The organism is Variovorax sp. 10N420 (genome assembly GCF_056394705.1).
In genome coordinates this window covers 66,444-84,600 of sequence record NZ_JBFTIJ010000004.1, presented here as the reverse complement: position 1 = coordinate 84,600, position 18,157 = coordinate 66,444, and the positions used below count along the sequence as shown (strand labels likewise).

At 64.2% G+C, this 18,157-nt stretch carries 15 protein-coding genes; 3 read left to right on the top strand and 12 right to left on the bottom strand.

Going from position 1 to position 18,157, the window contains the following annotated elements:
• Positions 1–22: 22 nt before the first annotated feature.
• Genes AC1DEK_RS11495 through AC1DEK_RS11485 form a run of 3 tightly spaced genes read right to left on the bottom strand, consistent with a single transcriptional unit; the run spans position 23 to position 4,329 of the window.
• A complete protein-coding gene (locus AC1DEK_RS11495; RefSeq protein ID WP_478125365.1) occupies positions 23–1,069 on the bottom strand; it encodes an ABC transporter ATP-binding protein in 1,047 nt (348 codons plus the stop codon).
• Between the two features lie 10 nt (positions 1,070–1,079).
• Positions 1,080–3,305, bottom strand: a complete 2,226-nt coding sequence (locus AC1DEK_RS11490) for an ABC transporter permease (RefSeq protein ID WP_478125364.1) — start codon at positions 3,303–3,305, stop codon at positions 1,080–1,082.
• Position 3,306: 1 nt separating this feature from the next.
• Entirely contained in the window at positions 3,307–4,329 is a 1,023-nt protein-coding gene (locus tag AC1DEK_RS11485) for an ABC transporter substrate-binding protein (RefSeq protein WP_478125363.1), read from the bottom strand.
• Positions 4,330–4,470: 141 nt separating this feature from the next.
• Here AC1DEK_RS11485 and zwf point away from each other — a divergent pair, with 141 nt between their 5' ends.
• On the top strand, positions 4,471–5,940 hold the full coding sequence (gene zwf / locus AC1DEK_RS11480) for a glucose-6-phosphate dehydrogenase (protein WP_478125362.1): 1,470 nt from the start codon (positions 4,471–4,473) through the stop codon (positions 5,938–5,940).
• A 121-nt stretch (positions 5,941–6,061) separates the two neighbouring features.
• Here the strand turns inward: zwf and AC1DEK_RS11475 are convergent, their stop codons facing one another.
• The 7 genes from AC1DEK_RS11475 to AC1DEK_RS11445 all read right to left on the bottom strand — a co-directional run bounded on the left by AC1DEK_RS11475 (position 6,062) and on the right by AC1DEK_RS11445 (position 14,327).
• Positions 6,062–7,054: an ABC transporter ATP-binding protein gene (locus tag AC1DEK_RS11475; RefSeq protein WP_478125361.1), complete on the bottom strand. Its 993-nt coding sequence runs from the start codon at positions 7,052–7,054 to the stop codon at positions 6,062–6,064.
• Positions 7,051–8,043 carry an ABC transporter ATP-binding protein gene (locus AC1DEK_RS11470; protein ID WP_478125360.1) on the bottom strand — a complete coding sequence of 331 codons (993 nt, stop codon included), beginning with the start codon at positions 8,041–8,043 and terminating at the stop codon, positions 7,051–7,053. Before AC1DEK_RS11470 ends, AC1DEK_RS11475 begins: the two co-directional genes overlap by 4 nt.
• A 13-nt stretch (positions 8,044–8,056) precedes the next feature.
• Complete coding sequence (locus AC1DEK_RS11465) at positions 8,057–8,968, bottom strand: ABC transporter permease (protein ID WP_478125359.1); 912 nt, start codon at positions 8,966–8,968, stop codon at positions 8,057–8,059.
• Between the two features lie 69 nt (positions 8,969–9,037).
• Complete coding sequence (locus tag AC1DEK_RS11460; protein ID WP_478125358.1) at positions 9,038–10,633, bottom strand: ABC transporter substrate-binding protein; 1,596 nt, start codon at positions 10,631–10,633, stop codon at positions 9,038–9,040.
• A 26-nt stretch (positions 10,634–10,659) separates the two neighbouring features.
• The gene (locus AC1DEK_RS11455) at positions 10,660–11,913 is read right to left on the bottom strand and encodes a M20 aminoacylase family protein (protein WP_478125357.1); all 1,254 of its coding nucleotides are present in this window, start codon (positions 11,911–11,913) and stop codon (positions 10,660–10,662) included.
• Positions 11,913–12,893: an ABC transporter permease gene (locus AC1DEK_RS11450; protein WP_478125356.1), complete on the bottom strand. Its 981-nt coding sequence runs from the start codon at positions 12,891–12,893 to the stop codon at positions 11,913–11,915. The genes AC1DEK_RS11455 and AC1DEK_RS11450 overlap by 1 nt, the downstream gene beginning before the upstream one ends.
• 150 nt (positions 12,894–13,043) lie before the next feature.
• Positions 13,044–14,327: a porin gene (locus tag AC1DEK_RS11445; protein ID WP_478125829.1), complete on the bottom strand. Its 1,284-nt coding sequence runs from the start codon at positions 14,325–14,327 to the stop codon at positions 13,044–13,046.
• Positions 14,328–14,620: 293 nt separating this feature from the next.
• Between AC1DEK_RS11445 and coq7 the strand changes: the two genes are divergently transcribed.
• Positions 14,621–15,250 (top strand): 2-polyprenyl-3-methyl-6-methoxy-1,4-benzoquinone monooxygenase, encoded by a 630-nt coding sequence (gene coq7, locus AC1DEK_RS11440; protein WP_478125355.1) that lies wholly within the window; start codon positions 14,621–14,623, stop codon positions 15,248–15,250.
• A 15-nt stretch (positions 15,251–15,265) separates the two neighbouring features.
• On the opposite strand, the gene AC1DEK_RS11435 is transcribed toward coq7, so the two are convergent.
• Positions 15,266–15,715 carry an OsmC family protein gene (locus AC1DEK_RS11435; RefSeq protein WP_478125354.1) on the bottom strand — a complete coding sequence of 150 codons (450 nt, stop codon included), beginning with the start codon at positions 15,713–15,715 and terminating at the stop codon, positions 15,266–15,268.
• A 246-nt stretch (positions 15,716–15,961) separates the two neighbouring features.
• Between AC1DEK_RS11435 and ilvA the strand changes: the two genes are divergently transcribed.
• Entirely contained in the window at positions 15,962–17,524 is a 1,563-nt protein-coding gene (ilvA, locus tag AC1DEK_RS11430; RefSeq protein WP_478125353.1) for a threonine ammonia-lyase, biosynthetic, read from the top strand.
• Between the two features lie 10 nt (positions 17,525–17,534).
• Here the strand turns inward: ilvA and AC1DEK_RS11425 are convergent, their stop codons facing one another.
• Positions 17,535–18,104, bottom strand: coding sequence for a type II secretion system protein N (locus tag AC1DEK_RS11425; protein WP_478125352.1), 570 nt, complete (start codon positions 18,102–18,104; stop codon positions 17,535–17,537).
• Between the last annotated feature and the right edge of the window lie 53 nt (positions 18,105–18,157).

The window sequence follows — 18,157 nt, the reverse complement described above, 5'->3', positions numbered from 1 at the left end:
AGATCAAAAACGACATGGGTGGTCATAGGGCGGCAGGCACGATGGAAACTCCGTGGTTCGTCAGGGAAAGGGTCGTCTCCGCGCCGGCGGCCAGAGGGTGCGCCAGATCGGTGGAAATGACGAACACTGAGCCGAGCGCGGTATCGAAAGCATATTCGTAGAAATTGCCCAGGAACGCGGCCTTGCGAAGGGTCGCCGCAAGCCCGACCGCCGCGCCGATATACCAAGCCTCCGGCCGCACCGCGACTTTCACGATCCCGGGCGCGATGGCGGGGCGCGGGGTCAAGGTCAGCGGACCCATCTGCACGCGCCCGTCGGGTTGCGCGAGCGCCGGGAACACCATGGCCTCACCCATGAAGCCGGCAACGAATTCGCTCTCCGGCTGGCCATAGAGCTGCTCGGGCGTACCGCGCTGTGCGATGACGCCGTGGTCCATCACGATCACCTGGTCGCTGACGGCGAGCGCTTCGCTCTGGTCGTGCGTGACATAGGCGACGGTGAGCTTCAATCGCTGCTGCAGATTGCGGATCTCCTCGCGCATCTCGCGGCGCAGACGGGCGTCGAGATTGCTCAGGGGCTCGTCGAAGAGCAGCACGGCAGGCTCCAGCACCAGTGCTCGCGCGAGCGCCACGCGTTGTTGTTGACCGCCGGACAGCTCGCTGGGCAAGCGCTGGTCGAAACCCACCAGCCCCACGCCCTTGAGCATTTCGCGCGCGCGGCCGGCGGCCTCGTCCTTGCGCACGCCGCTCGTCCTCAATCCGTAGCTCACGTTCTCGATCACGTTCATGTGAGGAAAGAGCGCGTAGCTCTGGAACATCATGCTCACGTTCCGATCGGCCGGGCCGAGCGCGGTGACGTCGCGGCCGCCCATGAAGATCGAGCCGGAAGTCGGCGATTCGAGCCCCGCAATCATCCGCAGGATGGTCGTCTTGCCGCAGCCGGAGGGGCCGAGAATCGTCGTCAGCGTTCCCGCGGGCACATCGAAACTGATGCCTTTCACAGCGAGCGGCGCGCGCGAGTCGCCTCCGTAGCGCTTGGTGATGTCGCGAAGTTCGATGCCGTTGCTCATGAATGCTTTCTCAGGGTACTGCCGGGACGATGACCGGAGCGCCCACCCGCCTGCGCCCCAGCTTGCGCTCACCGACGATCCATTGCACCAGCGCGACGGCGATCGCCATCAGGATCATCAGTACCGTGCAGTAGGCAAGCGCGACACCGTAGTCGCCATTGCCGACGCGGCCAATGATGTAGGTCGTCGCCAGTTCGTTCTCGGCCGTGACGAGAAAGATCACCGCGCTGACGGTGGTCATCGCGCGCACGAAACTGTAGACCAGCGCGGCAACCAGCGCCGGCTTCAGCAAAGGCAGCACGACCTTGAAAAGCGTCTGCGACGTCGAGGCGCGCAGCATCAACGAAGCCTCGTCGAGCGAACGGTCGATCTGCCTGAACGCCGCCGTTCCGGCGCGCACGCCGACCGGCAGATTCCGGAACATGAAGCACAGCACGATGATGAGCCCGGTGCCCGTCAGCTCGAGCGGCGGCACGTTGAAGGCCAGGATATAGCTCACGCCCAGCACCGTGCCAGGGATGGCAAAGGCAAGCAGCGCTGCGAATTCGAAAGCGCCTTGCCCCTTGAACTCATTGCGCGCCAGCAGCCACGCGATCAGCAGGCCCAAGCCTGCCGTCAATGGCGCGGAGATGCCGGCCAGCTTGAGCGTCGTGATCAGCGAATTCCATGCGGTGCCTGCCCAGACGATGCCGAACTGTCCCCATTCGAGCGCGAAGGCAGTCCTGAAATGATTCAGCGTCAGCGTGTAGTCGCGCCCCCAGGTCTGCACGAAGCCGCCCGCGAAGGCGAAGAGATAGACCACGACCGTGAAAGCAATCCAAGGCAGCGCAACGCAATAGATGGTGCGCCTGACGCCGTCAGGCAAGGCCATGGCGATCCCGGAGTCGCCCTTTCCGCTCACCGTCGTGTAGTTGCGCTTGCCCAGCACGCCGCGTTGAACGGCAAAGACGGCCAGCGCGAACAACGTCAGCACCCAGGCGAGCGATGCGGCGCGGCCCTGGTCGTATTGCGCGCCCACGATGGCGAAGAAGATGTCGGTCGAGAGCACCGAGAACTGGCCGCCCACCACGATCGGGTTGCCGAAGTCGGCAATGCTTTCAATGAAGCCCACCAGAAACGCATTCGCGAGTCCCGGCTTGAGCAAAGGCAGCGTGACGGTGAAGAAGGCCCGGCGGCGGTCCGCCCGAAGCATCAGCGCCGCCTCTTCGAGGTTCGGCGAGACACCCTGGACAACGCCGCGCATGATCATGAAAGCGATCGGCGTGAAGGCGAAGAGCTGCGCCACGAGCACGCCCGGCATGCCGTAGAACCAGCGCGTCGGCTCGACGCCAAAGGTGCTTTCGAGCAACTGGTTCACGACGCCCGCGCGACCGAACAACAGGATCAGCCCCAGCCCGACGACGAAGGGCGGCGTGACGATGGGCAGCAGCGCCAGCAGCCGCAACGGTGCCTGCCAGCGCCGGCTGCCGCGCTCGGACATCAGCGCCATCAAGGTGCCGAGGAATGTCGTGCCCGCGGCCGTGAGCAGGGCCAGCGCGAGCGTGTTCCAGGCGACTCCGCAGCGAACGCCGCCGGCGAGGCAACCCAACCCCCAGACTCGTTCGGTGCCGATCCGCGCAGCGAACGCCGCGATCGACCAGCGGCCGTCTTCATCGAGAAAGGCCCCGGCCAGCGCCTTGGCCACCGGATAGGCAATGAACAGCGCCATCAGCACGCCGCAGGCGACCACCGCGCCGGAAACGAAAAGATCGCCCTTGAAGAACCCCAGCCGCGCGAGTCCGAACGCCGTCAGCAGGACGAGCGCGGATATCGCCACGAAACCGCCGGCGCCGATTCCGAACTGATGGACCGGCAGTTCACCGAACTGCGCCTCCAGGATCGGAAGCGTCCAGCCCTTGGCACCGATGAGGAAGCCGCTGAGCGCAAGCCCGATGGCGCCGACTGCGCCGCCCACCAGCAGCATGCGGCCCTGCGCCCGGCCGGCGCGCAGCAGCCCGCCCAAGGCGCACAACGCCAGGCCAATGAGCCCGATGTAGAGCCAGGTGCGGCCCTGCAAGGCCGCCTGCACCACGCCATCAGCGGCTTCGCCTTCATTCAGGACCTGCGGGATCACCTCGTACCAGGCGGTGTCCTGAATCGCATACCAGGGCAGCGCAACATAGCCGATCAAACCGGCCGCAATGCATGCCCAGATGGATCGGTTGGGGCTGCGGCGCACGTTGGAGGTCGCGTACACGCTAGCGCGGCAGCGAGTTGACGTCCTTTTCCCAACGCGCGATCAAGCGCCGGCGCTCGGCGCTGGCGCCGTACTTCGCATAGTCGTAGTTGATCATCTTGATCTTCTTGAAGTCCGGCACGTTCGGGTCCACCGGCGTTGCCTTGTTCGAGGGCAGTTGATACTGCTTGGCTGTCGCCCCGAAGGTCTGGGCCTGCGGCGTGAGCGCCCATTCGTAGAACCTCTTGGCCTGGTCAAGATTGCGGGCGCCTTTCACGATGCTCATCGAGCCGATCTCGGCGCCCGTGCCCTCCGACGGCGTTGTCGTCTCGACCGGGAAGCCCTGCATCTTTTCCTGCGGAGCGTCATGCACGAAGCTGATCGACACCGCCGTCTCGCCACGAGCGACCGCCTTGATCGGGCCGGTTCCCGAACGCGTGTATTGGCCGACGTTGCGATGCAGTCCCTTGAGATATTCGAAAGCCTTGTCCTCGCCCATCAACTGCACGAGCGTGGCGATCATCGTGTAGGCGGTGCCGCTCGATGCCGGATTGGCCACCTGGATGTCGCCCTTGTATTCGGGCTTCAGCAGATCGGCCCAACTGCGTGGCACGCCCAGCTTCTTTTTCTGGACGAGCTCGGTGTTGTAGCCAAAGCCCAGCGGGCCCGAATAGATGCCCACCGTTCGGTAGCCCGACTGCTGGGCCTGCTGCTGTGCCCATGGATAAAGTTGCGGGAGCGTGGGCGACTTGTATTCGAGCGTGAGGCCCAGTTCGGCCGCCTGCAGGTGCGGGTCGCCGGTGCCACCGAACCAGACGTCGGTCTTGGGGTTCTCCTTCTCGGCGATCAGCTGGGCAAGCGCTTCGCCGGAGCCCTTCAGCGACATGTTGAGCTTGACGCCCGTGGTGCGCGCATACACCGTGGCGATCATGTTGCACCACTCGGCCTGTACAGAACAAATCACATTGACCGTCTGGGCAGACGCAGCGCCCGACGCAGCGATCAAGACGGTCGCAATGGCCGCGCTCACGAGTTTCTTCTTCATCCGGACCTCGTTTAAAAATAGAAAAAGGCCCCAAGGGGCCGCCTGCAGCTTAGCGCGGGGTCAGCTGCGAGCGGATCGGTACAAGTACCATTCGCTGGGCAAGCTGCATGCTCGCGCTTTACTACCCATAGGGATGTATCCATGAGTTTCGATCTCGTTCTTTTTGGCGGCACCGGCGACCTCGCATGGCGAAAGCTGATGCCTGCCTTGTTCCAGGCTTTTCGGCACGGCAGCCTGCCCGAGGGCGGACGCATCATCGGCGTTGCGCGCGACGACCTGAGCGACGACGGCTACCGCGAACTGATCCAGTCGCGCTTCCAGGCCGTCGAAGGCGCCAAGCGGCCGACGCCGGAGGAGTTCAAGAAGTTCGCCTCGCTGCTGTATTTCCAGCGCATGGACCTTTCGAAGCCTGCCGACTACGACATGCTCGCCACGCTTCTGAAGACTCGCAATGCGGACACGGTGGTGATGTATCTCGCGACGGCGCCGGCGCTCTTCACGCAGGTGGTCGAGCAGATCGCCGCGGCCGGGCTGAACGGGCCGCACACGCGCCTCGTGCTCGAAAAACCGCTCGGGCATGACCTCGCATCCAATCGCGCAATCAACCAGGCGGTGCGCAACGTCCTGCAGGAACAGCAGGTGTTTCGCATCGACCACTACCTTGGCAAGCCGGCGGTGCAGAACCTCTTCGCGATGCGTTTCGGCAATGCGCTGTTCGAGCCCATCTGGCGGCGCGAGCACATCGCCAACATCCAGATCACGATCGCGGAAGACCTGGGCGTCGAAAAGCGCGGCGCCTTCTACGACCAGACCGGCGCACTGCGAGACATGGTTCAGAACCACGCGCTGCAACTGGTCTGCGCGATCGGCATGGAGCCGCCCATCAACGCACACGCCGACGCGATCCGTGACGAAAAGCTCAAGGTGCTGCGCTCGCTCAAGCCGTGGACTTCCGAAGACATCGGCCTGCATGCGATTCGCGGCCAGTACGTCGCGGGCACCGCGTATGGAGAGCGCGTGAAGGGCTACCGCGACGAGCCAGGCGTCGACCCCGAAAGCCGCACCGAGACCTTCGTGGCGCTGCGCACCGAAATCGAGAACTGGCGCTGGGCCGGCGTGCCGCTCTACATCCGGACCGGCAAGCGGCTGGCATCACGCGACGCGCGCATCGAAGTCAACTTCCGCCAGACGCCGCATGCGATCTTCCGTGCACCCGCCAATTCGGTGAACAAGCTCGTGATCAACCTGCAGCCCAAGGACGGCCTTGAACTGCACATGCTCGCGCAGGCACAGGACAGCCGCCAGCGCAACGGAAGCCGCCACGCCGCGCCCCAGCTCGCCCCGGTACAGCTCGATCTCGATTTCGACAAGCGATTCGGCTCCGAGCGCGTGGGTGCCTACGAACGCCTGCTGCTCGACGTGATCGCCGGCCGGCTGAACCTGTTCGTGCGCAGTGACGAGCAGGAAGAAGCCTGGCGCTGGGTCGAGCCGCTGATCGACAGCTGGTCGTCCGACGGAGTGCCCCGCCCCTACGCGGCGGGCACCTGGGGCCCCAGCGCGTCGAGCGCCATGATCGCCCGCGACGGCTACTCCTGGGGCGAGGAGCAATAGGCCGGTGCGGCATGAGCCAGGCCCGTTCGTGGAACACCGCGGAACCGGCTTCGCCGGGCCGCTGGGTTGCCCCCGGCAGGGGGTAGGCGGCTACACGAAGTGAGCAAGCCTGGGGGTGAGCCTATGTCCTGCCTTCTTCTACGGCGTGGCAGGCCACCTGCACGCCTCGAAGCGTCTGAAGCTTCGGCCGTTCGATCCTGCAGCGCTCGTTGGCCAGCGGGCAACGCGGATTGAAGGTGCAACCCGAGGGCGGATTGAGCGGGTTCGGCACCTCGCCCTGCACCGGCGTGCGTGAACGGCCCACGTGCTTCATCTGCGGGATGGCATCGAGCAGCATGCGCGTGTAAGGGTGCTGCGGTGAGGCAAAGAGCTTGTGCTTGTCGGCAACTTCGACCAGCCGCCCGAGGTACATCACGCCCACCTGGTCGGCCACGTGACGCACGACCGCCAGATTGTGCGAGATGAAGAGATAGGTCAGGCCCCGCTCGCGCTGCAAGTCCTTCATGATGTTGAGCACCTGCGCCTGCACGCTCACGTCGAGCGCCGAGGTCGGCTCGTCGCACACCAGAAACTCGGGCTGGGTCGCCAGCGCGCGCGCAATCGAGATGCGCTGGCGCTGCCCTCCGGAAAACTGGTGCGGGTACTTCACCATGTCCAGCGGGCTCAGGCCGACTGACTTGAGCAGTTCGCCCACGCGCGCCTTCAGTTCCGGCCCTTCCTTCAGGATGCCGTGCTCGCGCAGCGGTTCGCCGACGATGTCCTCCACGATCCAGCGCGGGTTGAGGCTCGCGTACGGATCCTGAAAGATCATCTGGATGCGCCGCCGAAGCGCCTGGCTTCCGCTGCTGCGGTAGACCGCGTGTACGTCCTGCCCGTCGAAACGCATGCCGCCCTGCGAAGGCTCGTAGAGGCCCACCAGGAGCCGCGCCACAGTGCTCTTGCCGCATCCGGATTCACCGACGAGCGCCAGCGTCTTGCCGCGTTCGATCGAGAAACTCACCCCATCGACCGCCCGCAGCAGCACGCGCGGCTTGCGCTCCATCACACGGTTGAGCCATGGCGGAGAGACATCGAAGCTCTTGGCGAGGTCGTTCGCCTGTACCAACGCACTCATGCGGTCTCTCCGTAGGCTGGCTGTGCGGTGTGCGCCGCGTGCAGCCAGCAGGCGGCGCGCGTGGCGCCCGCGTTCATCAGATCCGGCCTTTCGGCCAGGCAGCGGTCGAAAACGCGCGGACAGCGCGGGTTATAGGCGCAGCCCTTGGGAATCGCATTGAGCCGAGGCATGGCGCCGTCGATCTGGTTCAGGCGCTCGCGGTCCATCGTCATGTCGGGGATGGAGGCCATGAGGCCGCTCGTATAGGGATGCGCCGGCTGATGAATGACTTCCTGCACCGGGCCGACTTCGGCGATCCGGCCTGCGTACATCACGGCCACCCGATCGCAGGTCTCGGCGATCACGCCCATGTCGTGCGTGATCAGCATCACGGCCGCGCCGCGCTCCTTGCAGATGCCCTTGAGCAACTGGATGATCTGCGCCTGGATCGACACATCCAGTGCCGTGGTCGGTTCGTCTGCGACGATCAGCTTCGGCTCGGCCGCCAGCGCGAGCGCAATCACCACGCGCTGGCGCATGCCGCCGGAGAACTGATGGGGATAGTGATCGATGCGCTGCGCGGCGCCCGGGATGCCGGTGTCTTCCAACAGGCCGATCGCGCGGCGTCGCGCTTCGTGCTCGGTCACCGGCAGATGGGTGCGGATGGTCTCCGTCAGCTGCCGTCCGATGGTGTAGAGCGGATTCAGCGACGTCAGCGGATCCTGGAAGATCGCGCCGATCTTGCGGCCGCGAATGTGCCGCATCGCGTCGTGCCCGAGGTTGTCGATGCGCTGTCCTTCGAGCCGGATCTCGCCGCCGGCAATGCGACCCGGCGGTTCGAGCAAGCCGATGATCGCCGCGCCCGTGAGCGACTTGCCCGCGCCGGATTCGCCGACCACGCCGAGAATCTCGCCGGGCGCAATGTCGAATGAAATGTCGTCGATCGCCCGCAAGGTGCCGCGGCGATGCGGAAACTCGACGACCAGGTTGCTGACTTGCAGGAGAGTCATCGGAAGTACCGCGTCAACGGAGTTTGGGATTGAGTGCGTCGCGAAGCCAGTCCCCGAGCAGGTTCACGCTCAGCGCGATCAGCACCAGCATCAGCCCCGGAAAGACCGTGATCCACCATTCGCCGGAGAAGAGATAGTCGTTGCCGGTGCGAATCAGCGTGCCCAGCGACGGCGAGGTCGGCGGCACGCCCACGCCCAGAAACGACAGCGTTGCCTCGGTGATGATCGCCGTCGCAACCTGGATCGTCGCGAGCACCATCACCGGCCCTGTCACATTGGGCAGCACGTGCCGCAGCATGATGCGCAGCCGCGAGACACCCGTGACGCGCGCGGCCTGCACGTATTCCTTGTGGCGCTCGACCAACGTGGAGCCCCGCACCGTCCGCGCATATTGCACCCAGCCGGTCAGCGATATCGCGAGGATGAGCACGCCAAACGCGACGGGACCATGCGCTTCAGGAAAAAGCGCGCGACCAACGCCGGCGATCAGAAGCGCAACCAGGATCGCCGGAAACGACAGCATCACGTCGCAAAGCCGCATCAGGATGGCATCGAGCCAGCCGCCGAAGAAGCCGGCAATCAGCCCCAGCAAGACACCGACAACCATCGACAGCATCACGGAGACCAGGCCGACCACGAGCGAAATGCGCGCGCCGTACATCACCGCGGAGAGGATGTCGCGCCCTTGATCGTCGGTGCCGAGCAAATACTTTCGCGTGCCCTCCGCAGTCCATGCCGGCGGCAGGCGCGCGTCGCCGAGTTCGAGCACCGCGAGGTTGAAGGGATCGTGCGGGGACACCCAGTTGGCGAAGACCGCGCAGAAGAGGCATGCGAATGCGATCAGGGCCGCGAACATCGCAACGGGCGAGTTGCGAAAGCTATGGCCGACATCGCTGTCGAGCCAACTGGCGATTCTCTTGTTCATCGTGGAGAGTGAAAGCGTGAAAGCGGGGTCCGCCGCGGCGGACCCCAGGCGCTCGAATCGAGCCGGGCGTCAGGGTTGCTGCTGCGCCTTGATGCTCATCCACTTGAAGAACATGAAGTTGTCGGCGAGCTGCGTGAGCTCCACCTTCTTGCTCACACCCCACGCAAGCGATTGTTGATGCAGCGGCAGGTGCCCGACATCGTCCGCATGGATCTTGAACGCTGCCTTGATCAGCTCGTTGCGCTTGGTCTTGTCGGTCTCCGACTGGATCTGCTTGGTGATCTCGTCCAGCTTCGGATTGCAATAGGCACCGAGGTTGAACTGGCCCGCGCCCTTGTCATCCGGGCAGGCCATCAGCGAGCTGAGTGCGTTGTGCGAGTCATAGGTCGTCGGCGTCCAGCCCAGCATGTAGAAGCTGGTATCGCGGCGCAGCACCTTCGGGAAATAGCTGCCCTTGGTTTCGGCGATGAGGTTGATCTTGACGCCGATGCGGGCGAGCCCCGCGGCGACGCTCTGGCAGATCTGCGCGTCGTTCACGTAGCGGTCGTTCGGGCAGTTCATCGACACTTCGAAGCCATTGGGATAGCCCGCGTCCGCCAGCAGCTTCTTGGCGGCATCGACGTCGTAAGGCAGGCGCTTGTCCTGCTCGGCGGTCCAGCCGTTGACGCCCGGGCCAACCAGCAGCGCCGTCGGCCGCGATGCGCCGCGCATCACGGTGCGCTGAATGCCTGCGATGTCGATGGCCTGGTAGAAGGCCTGGCGCACGCGCTTGTCCTTGAACGGGTTCTTGCCCTTGACGCTCGAATAGAGGAGTTCGTCGCGCTTCTGGTCCATGCCGAGGAAGATGGTTCGCATCTCCGGGCCGGTGATGACACGCGCACTGGGGCTTGCGTTGATGCGGGCGATATCCTGCACCGGCACGGGCTCCATCACGTCGACTTCGCCGGAAATCAGCGCAGCGACGCGCGTGGCCGGATTGGCGATGGGCGTGAAGACGATCTCCTGCGCGTTGCCTTCGATCTTGCCCCAGTAGGTGGGATTGCGGACGAACACGGTTCGCACGTCAGGCTGGCGCTCTCGCACGCGGTACGGGCCCGTGCCATTGGCCTTGAAGGAAGCGGTGTTCTCGATGCCCTTGCGCTTGTCGACCGGCTTCGCGGCGCCGTTCTCCTCGCACCACTTCTTGCTCATGATCATGGTGAGCGTGATCACGTCCGGCAGGATCGGCAGCGGCCCGTTCGTCTCCATCTCCACGGCGTAGTCGCCGACCTTGCGCACTTCCTTGATGTCGCTCAGCGTGGCCTTCATGTCCGAGCCCTCGCCCTTCGCGCGTGCAAAGGTGAACACGACATCGTCGGCAGTGAACGGCGTGCCGTCATGAAACTGCACGCCCTTGCGCAGTTCGAAGCGCCAGACGTTCGGCGCGGTCTGCTTCCAGCTCGTTGCGAGCAACGGTGCCAGGCTCAAGTCCTTGTTGCGGCCGACGAGCGGCTCGTAGGCATTGGCGGTGACGCTCAGTTGCAGCGATTCATTGAGCGAATGCGGGTCGAGCGAAAGTGCATCCCCCTGGTTTGCGACGCGGATGGTTTGAGCACCGGCCACAAGGCTCGTCGCCGTCAGCACGGACAGGATCGCTGCCGCGACCACGCTTTTCTTCAGACTCATGAGAAGCTCCTCGGGGTTGGAAAGGATCAAGAGGCCGTCTGGGCCAACTTGTTTCTGGATTTGCCGGCCGTCGCGGCCAGCGGCATGCCCTGCTCGATCAGTCCCGCATGCAATGCGGCGCCGAGCGGCAGGATCTCGTCATTGAAGTCATACCGGCTGTTGTGCAGGAAGGCGCCGCCCCTGGCGTCCTGCCCGATGCGCAGATAGGCACCCGCCTTTTTCTGCAGCATGAAGGAGAAATCCTCGGCGCCCATGCTCGGCTCCATGTTGCGCTCGACGTTGTGCGCGCCGACCAGTGATTGCGCGACGTCGCCGGCAAACTGAGCTTCCGGCGCGGTGTTGATGGTTGCGGGGTAGATGCGCTCGAACTTCACTTGCGCGGTCGCGCCGAAGCCAGCCGCGACGGCACTGCACAGTTCGGCAAGCCGCTGCTCCACCTGCTCCTGCACGCGCGAACTGAAGGTCCGCACCGTCCCCACGAGCGTTGCCTTTCCGGGCACCACGCTCATGGCACCGAGATCGCCGGCGCTCACCGCGCAGATGCTGATCACGGCGGCATCGATGGGCCGCACGTTGCGCGACACGATGCTCTGCACCGCCGTGATGATGTGCGCGGACACCACCACCGGATCAACCGTGAGATAGGCGTGCGCACCATGCCCGCCCTTGCCTGTGACCTCGATCGTGATGCGGTCCGCCGCGGCCATCATGGCGCCGCGATTGATGCCGACAGTGCCTGCGGGCATGCCGGGCCAGTTGTGCATTGCATACACCGACTGCACCGGAAAGCGATCGAAGAGGCCGTCCTCGATCATCACGCGCGCACCGGCAAAGCCTTCTTCGCCCGGTTGGAAGATCAACACGGCGGTGCCGTCGAAATTGCGTGTTTCCGCGAGATAGCGTGCCGCACCTACGAGCATCGTCGTGTGCCCGTCATGGCCGCAGCCATGCATGAGCCCCTTCTTGGCGGAGCGCCATGCGAAATCGTTGTCTTCGCACATCGGCAATGCGTCCATGTCGGCGCGCAGTCCGATCATGCGGCCGCTGGCCGTCGAGTTGCCGCGGACCACACCCACCACGCCCGTCTTGCCGATGCCGGTATGGATCTCGTCGACGCCACAGGCGCGCAGGGCTTCGGCGACGCGGCCCGAGGTGTAGATCTCCTCGAAACCGAGTTCGGGATGCGCGTGCAGATCGCGGCGGAATGCGGTGATCTCGGGATAGAAGCGGGCAATGTGCGCGAACGCTCTTCCGGCCGCTTGCAGACGTGGCTCAGTCATCAATGTGCTCCAGCATTACCGACACGCAATCGCGGATCGACCACAAAGTAGAGCAGATCGACCACAAGATTGATGACGACAAAGATAAGCGCGATCAGGCAAAGATACGCGGCCATCACCGGGATGTCGGCAAAGGTGACCGCCTGAATGAAGAGCAGGCCCATGCCGGGCCACTGGAACACCGACTCGGTGATGATCGAAAAGGCGATGAGCCCGCCCAGCTGAAGTCCAGTGATCGTCATCACGGGCACCAGCGTGTTCTTGAGCGCGTGCCCGAAGTGGATCGACCGATCGGAAAGGCCCCGTGCGCGTGCGAACTTGATGTAGTCGGTGCGCAGTACCTCGAGCATCTCGGCGCGCACGAGACGCATGATCAGCGTGAGCTGGAAGATGGCGAGTGTTGCAGCGGGCAACACGATGTGAATCCAGCCGTCCCTGCTGAGAAGGCCGGTGCTCCACCAGCCGAGCCGCACGGTCTCGCCGCGCCCGAAGCTGGGGAACCATCCGAGCAGCACCGCAAAGACGAGGATCAGCAGGATGCCGATGAGAAAGGTCGGCAGCGAGACGCCCAAAAGAGAGAGCGTCATGAACATCTGGCTCATGAAGCTGCCGCGCCGCAGCGCGGCGTAGACACCCATCGGAATGCCGATGACGAGAGCGAGGACCGCAGCGACCATGGACAGCTCGAGCGTGGCCGGAAAGCGCTCTGCGATGAGCCGCGAGACCTTCGCGCCTTGGCGGAGACTCAGTCCGAATTCACCCTGTGCGGCGTTGACAAGGAAGTGCCAGAACTGCACGAAAAACGGCTGGTCGAGCCCCAGGGCGGCGCGCAGTTCGCGAATCTGCTGGGGCTTTGCGTCCTGCCCGAGCAAGAACACGACCGGGTCGCCCACGTACTGGAAAAGAAGGAAGGCGATGAAGGCAACCGCGACCATGACGATCACGGCCTGGATCAACCGGCGCAATATGAAAGCGATCATTCAACAGACGAAATGTTCATTCATGCTAGCAGAGCAAAGTGCATGCCCAAGCAGGAGTTCCCCGAGGTCCGCACCATGAAAAAAGCCACCCGACTTTCGTCGGGTGGCTTTCAAGACTTCCCATTGATGCTGGCTTACGCCAGCGTCAGATCAGAAAGCGTGACGGATACCGAAGTCGTAGCCGACCGAGTGTTGTGCAACGGGCGTGAACGCCACACCGCCAACAGCAACCGGGGTCGTGTAGAAGGCCGGGCCGCCAACGATCAGAGCAGCGCCGTCCTTGTTGTTCACGTAGCCCACCGTTGCGTACAGGGCCGTACGCTTCGACAGGTTGTGCACGTAGCCCAGAGCCCACTTGTCAGCCTTCGGATCTGCGAACAGGCCGGTCAGCTGGTTGATGTTGCTGGTGTTGTTGTACTTGACGGTCGAGTACGAAGCGCGGATCAGGCCAGGGCCGACCGGCACGGTCACACCGATCAGGCCGCCATTGGCGCCCGGCTCGCGGAATGCGAACGGGTTGGTCAGGCCGGAGACAACGCCAGACGTGCTGTCGGTCTTGAGCTTGTTGTTCGAGTATTCACCGAACAGCTTCACAACACCGAAGTCCCACGAAGCGCCGAGGTTCCAGATGTCGAGGTTGTTCGTCGTACCGGCGAAGTAGTTCGAAGCAATGGTGCTTTGACCGTAAGCCAGAGCGACATCCAACGGGCCGTTGGCGTAGCCGACGCGACCACCGATGTAACGGCCAGCGCGGCCATTGGTACCAGGAGCGGTCGGGTTAGCGATGAAGGCGGTGGCGCCAGGAGGCGTCAGGCTGCCCGGATCGTAGCTAACGTTCTCGTTCATGGCGTACATCACCTGACCGTAGAAACCACCCAGGTTCGGCGGCAGGAAGTAGCCGACCGAGTTGTTTGCACGCACGTAGTTCGTGTTGGCGATGAAGCCGCTGGGTGCGCCAGGACCGTAGCCGCTAGCCGTCGAGATCAGGTTGGTGCCAACGCCGTTGGTGCCGAACGGATCGAACACGGTGTCGTTCCAGAAGGTCGGCACGTAGTCGCGACCGAGGCGGACTTCACCGAAAGCACCCGACAGGCTCACCGTCGAACGACGGTTGAAGAACTGGCTGCTAGCGGTCGTGATGTTGCCAACACCAGCGGTGCCGTTGTCGTTGCCCAGAGCAGCTTCGAGCCAGAAGCTGGCTGCAAGACCGCCACCCAGATCTTCCGTACCGCGGAAGCCCAGACGGCTGGAGTTGTAGCCCGAATTGCTCAGGGCGGTTTGGCTCGTCTTGATGCTGGTACCGAAAGCCGTTTCCGACGTATTCGAGTAGCTGCTGACAGCAGCGTCAACCACGCCGAACAGCGTCACGGACGACTGGGCCGAGGCAACACCGGCGACAGCCAGAGCAGCCAAGGCAACTAGGGATTTTTTCATTGCAAGTTTCTCCAAGGTTAAACATAGGGCTCCGGTGCGAAGGGCTCACCGTGACTGGCACTTTTGTGCTCCCACCGGACCCCGGGCCAACCTCCTTTTGGGAAGTTGTCGCTATTGCACCAGAGCCGATCGGTCAGGGCAAAACAATTCGCCCGAAAAACCAGCCGTGTCTGGCGTTTCGTTGCACTGTTGCAACAAAGCCAGCGCGCCAACCATGCCTTCACGATGTGAAACTTAAGTCGCACGATTTGTTACGGGCCGCAGTGGGGTCGCAGTTGGGTTCCAATCGCCTCATGAACCGATCGCTCGACTCCTTGCTCGGGGTAGCAGACGCGGCGCTGCGTACCCTCTTTGCCAAACCGCACGCCACCCGGCCGACCCCGCCGCCCGACTCCCCTTCGGGTGCCCTGAACGACGCGGAACGCCGCGAAGCGGGCGCCCTGATGCGGGTCAATCACGTGGGGGAAGTCTGTGCACAGGCCCTTTACACAGCGCAGGCGGCCGTGACCCGCAATGCCGAATTGCGCGTGCACTTCAGCAACGCGGCGCGCGAAGAGACCGACCACCTCGCCTGGACGCAGCAACGGCTCGACGACCTGGGCGCACGGCCTTCGATGTTGAATCCGCTGTGGTACGCCGGCGCTTTCGGACTGGGCCTTGTTGCAGGACGTCTTGGCGACGCGCTGAGCTTGGGGTTCGTGGCGGAAACCGAGCGCCAAGTCGAAGCGCACCTCGACGGCCACCTGGACAGGCTACCGGCAGGCGACACCGAATCGAGGGCGGTCATCAACCAGATGAAGCTGGATGAAGCGCGACATGCATCGCAAGCCTGGAGTGCAGGCGCCAAAGAATTGCCGCCGTCGGCCAAGGCATTGATGCGAGCGACGGCGCGCGTGATGACGACCGTCGCGCACCGCATCTGAGCGGGCCGCTTGCCCCTAGAGTTCGATCAGCTCGAAGCTGGTCGTGATTTCGGCCGTTTTGCCGAGCATGACGCTCGCTGAGCAATAGGTCTCATGACTCAGCGCGATTGCCCTTTCGACGGCTGTGGCGGGGACGCCTTTGCCGGCCACCGTAAAGTGCATGTGAATTTTCGTGAATACTTTTGGATCTTTTTCGGCGCGCTCGCTCGTCAGCTTGACGCTGCAGCGCTCGACCTGGTGCCGGCCCCGCTTCAGGATCAACACCACGTCGTAGGCCGTGCAACCGCCGGTGCCGGCGAGCAGAGTCTCCATCGGTCGCGCGGCAAGGTTCTGCCCGCCGTTTTCAGGCTTTGCCGCATCGGGGGCGCCGTCCATCATGAGGACGTGGCCGGTTCCCGTTTCGGCGACGAAGCCCATCGCAGATCTCGCGCCGGTATTGCCGGTCCAACTCACTGTGCATTCCATCTTGCTGACTCCAGGTTCTGCCGGTTCAAGAGGTTCCACCATCGGCAGACAAAAGCTCTCGCCAGCGTGAATTTGTGTTCGAAAAGCGCCACGCCCTTGTTGCAATGCAACAAACAGTCGATATACTTTATTTCATCGCACACGACACCGTGTGCACCGGTTGTCTCCTCCACCCTCCCAATTGGTGGATTTAGCCCCGAGCCGCAAGGCCCGGGGCTTTTTTCTTGAGCCTATGATCGCGGCCCTATGTCCACGACCAAGCCCCCTGGCGTCAACCTCACCCCGGCCGACTACCTCAAGCGAATCCTGACTGCGCGTGTCTATGACGTCGCGGTCGAATCGGCCCTCGAACCGGCACGCGCGCTCAGCGCCCGGCTGGGCAACACCATTCTGCTCAAGCGCGAAGACCAGCAGCCCGTCTTCAGCTTCAAGCTGCGAGGCGCCTACAACAAGATGGCGCATCTGAGTCCCGAACAGCTCGCCAGCGGCGTGATCTGCGCGTCGGCCGGCAATCATGCGCAAGGCGTGGCGCTGGGCGCGCGCAAGCTCGGAGCGCGAGCGGTGGTCGTGATGCCGGTGACAACGCCCCAACTCAAGATCGACGCCGTGCGAGCCCTCGGCGGCGAGGTGCATCTGCACGGCGACAGCTATTCGGATGCCTACGTGTATGCGCTCGAGCAGCAAAAGGCGCACGGCCTGACCTTCGTACATCCTTTCGACGATCCCGACGTGATCGCCGGCCAGGGCACGATCGCGATGGAGATTCTTCGCCAGCACCAGGGGCCGCTGCATGCGGTGTTCGTCGCCATTGGCGGCGGCGGGCTCGTGGCAGGCGTCGCGAGCTACATCAAGGCTGTGCGGCCCGAGATCAAGGTGATCGGCGTGCAGATGAACGATTCGGACGCGATGATCCAGTCGGTCGCGGCGCATGAGCGCGTGACACTGCCCGACGTCGGCCTGTTCTCCGACGGCACGGCGGTCAAGCTGGTGGGCGAGGAAACGTTCCGTCTGGCGTCGAATCTGGTGGACGAGTTCATTTCCGTCGACACGGACGCGGTCTGCGCGGGAATCAAGGACGTCTTCATCGACACGCGCAGCATCGTCGAGCCCGCGGGCGCGCTCGCGGTGGCTGCGATCAAGCAGTACGTCGAGGAACGCGGCACGCGCGGCGAAACCTATGCCGCCATCCTTTGCGGCGCCAACATGAACTTTGACCGGCTGCGCTTCGTGGCCGAACGCGCCGAGGTCGGCGAAGAGCGCGAGGCGCTGTTGGCGGTGACGATCCCCGAAGAGCGAGGCAGCTTCCGGCGCTTTTGCGAATTGGTCGGGCAATTGCCGGGCGCATCGCGCAACGTGACGGAGTTCAACTACCGCATCAGCGAAGCCAAGGAAGCCCACGTCTTTGTGGGATTGACGACGACGACCCGAGGCGAATCCAGGACGATTGCGGATACCTTCGTGGAACATGGCTTCGGCGCGATCGACCTCACGCACGACGAACTGGCCAAGGAACACATCCGGCACATGGTGGGAGGCCGCTCGGGGCTCGCGCACGACGAACGCCTTCTGCGGTTTGTATTTCCGGAACGTCCGGGGGCGCTTTTGAAGTTCCTGAGCCTCTTGCGACCGAACTGGAACATCAGCCTCTTCCACTATCGGAACCAGGGCGCGGACTACGGGCGCATCCTCGTCGGGCTCCAGGTGCCTGCGGCCGATACTGCGGCCTTCGACGAATTTCTGCAGGCGCTGGGCTATCCCTTCGTCGAAGAAACGGACAACCCGGCGTATCGGCTGTTCTTGCAGTCTTGAGGGAGCGCGTTCAGCGGCGCGGTGCTGGCGGCCTTGTCAGGGGCGGCGCGGATGCACCCGGCACTCCGAGCGCTCCCGGGGCCCTTGGCGCTGCAACTGCTCCGCCCTCGAGAGGCGTCGGCGGCGACATGACGGCCAGCGGACGCGTCGGCAATTGCAGCGTCAATGCCGGCGACGTGTCGACGCTGGCGCCAAGCGATGCGGCACGGGTGCTGACTGATTGCAGTACGTAACCTTCCGCAACGGTCGCGCCGACTTTGAAGGGGCGCGGCGGCTTGCCGTCGACGGCAATGAGCGCGGCCCCTTGCTGGTCGGCATCGGCCACCACGCCCAGCAGCGCAAAGCGGCTCGCCGCCTCGGGTGTCGCGGCCGCGGACTGCGCCGACACGGCTCCGAGCATCTGCGCCACAGCCGCGGGATCCGGCTCCGCCTGCGCCTTGGCCACGGCGGGCGGTGCGATAGCGTCCGAGGGCGCGGCCAGCCGCAATCCCCAGAACACGATGCTCGCCGCCGCGAGCGCCCAGAAAGCCGTCGTCGTGACGGCGACGGGCCATCGGGCGGGTGCGTAAGGAACTGCCATGGAGGCGGATTATCATTCAGCGGATGCGGCAGTCGCCGCCACTCCCACGCGTC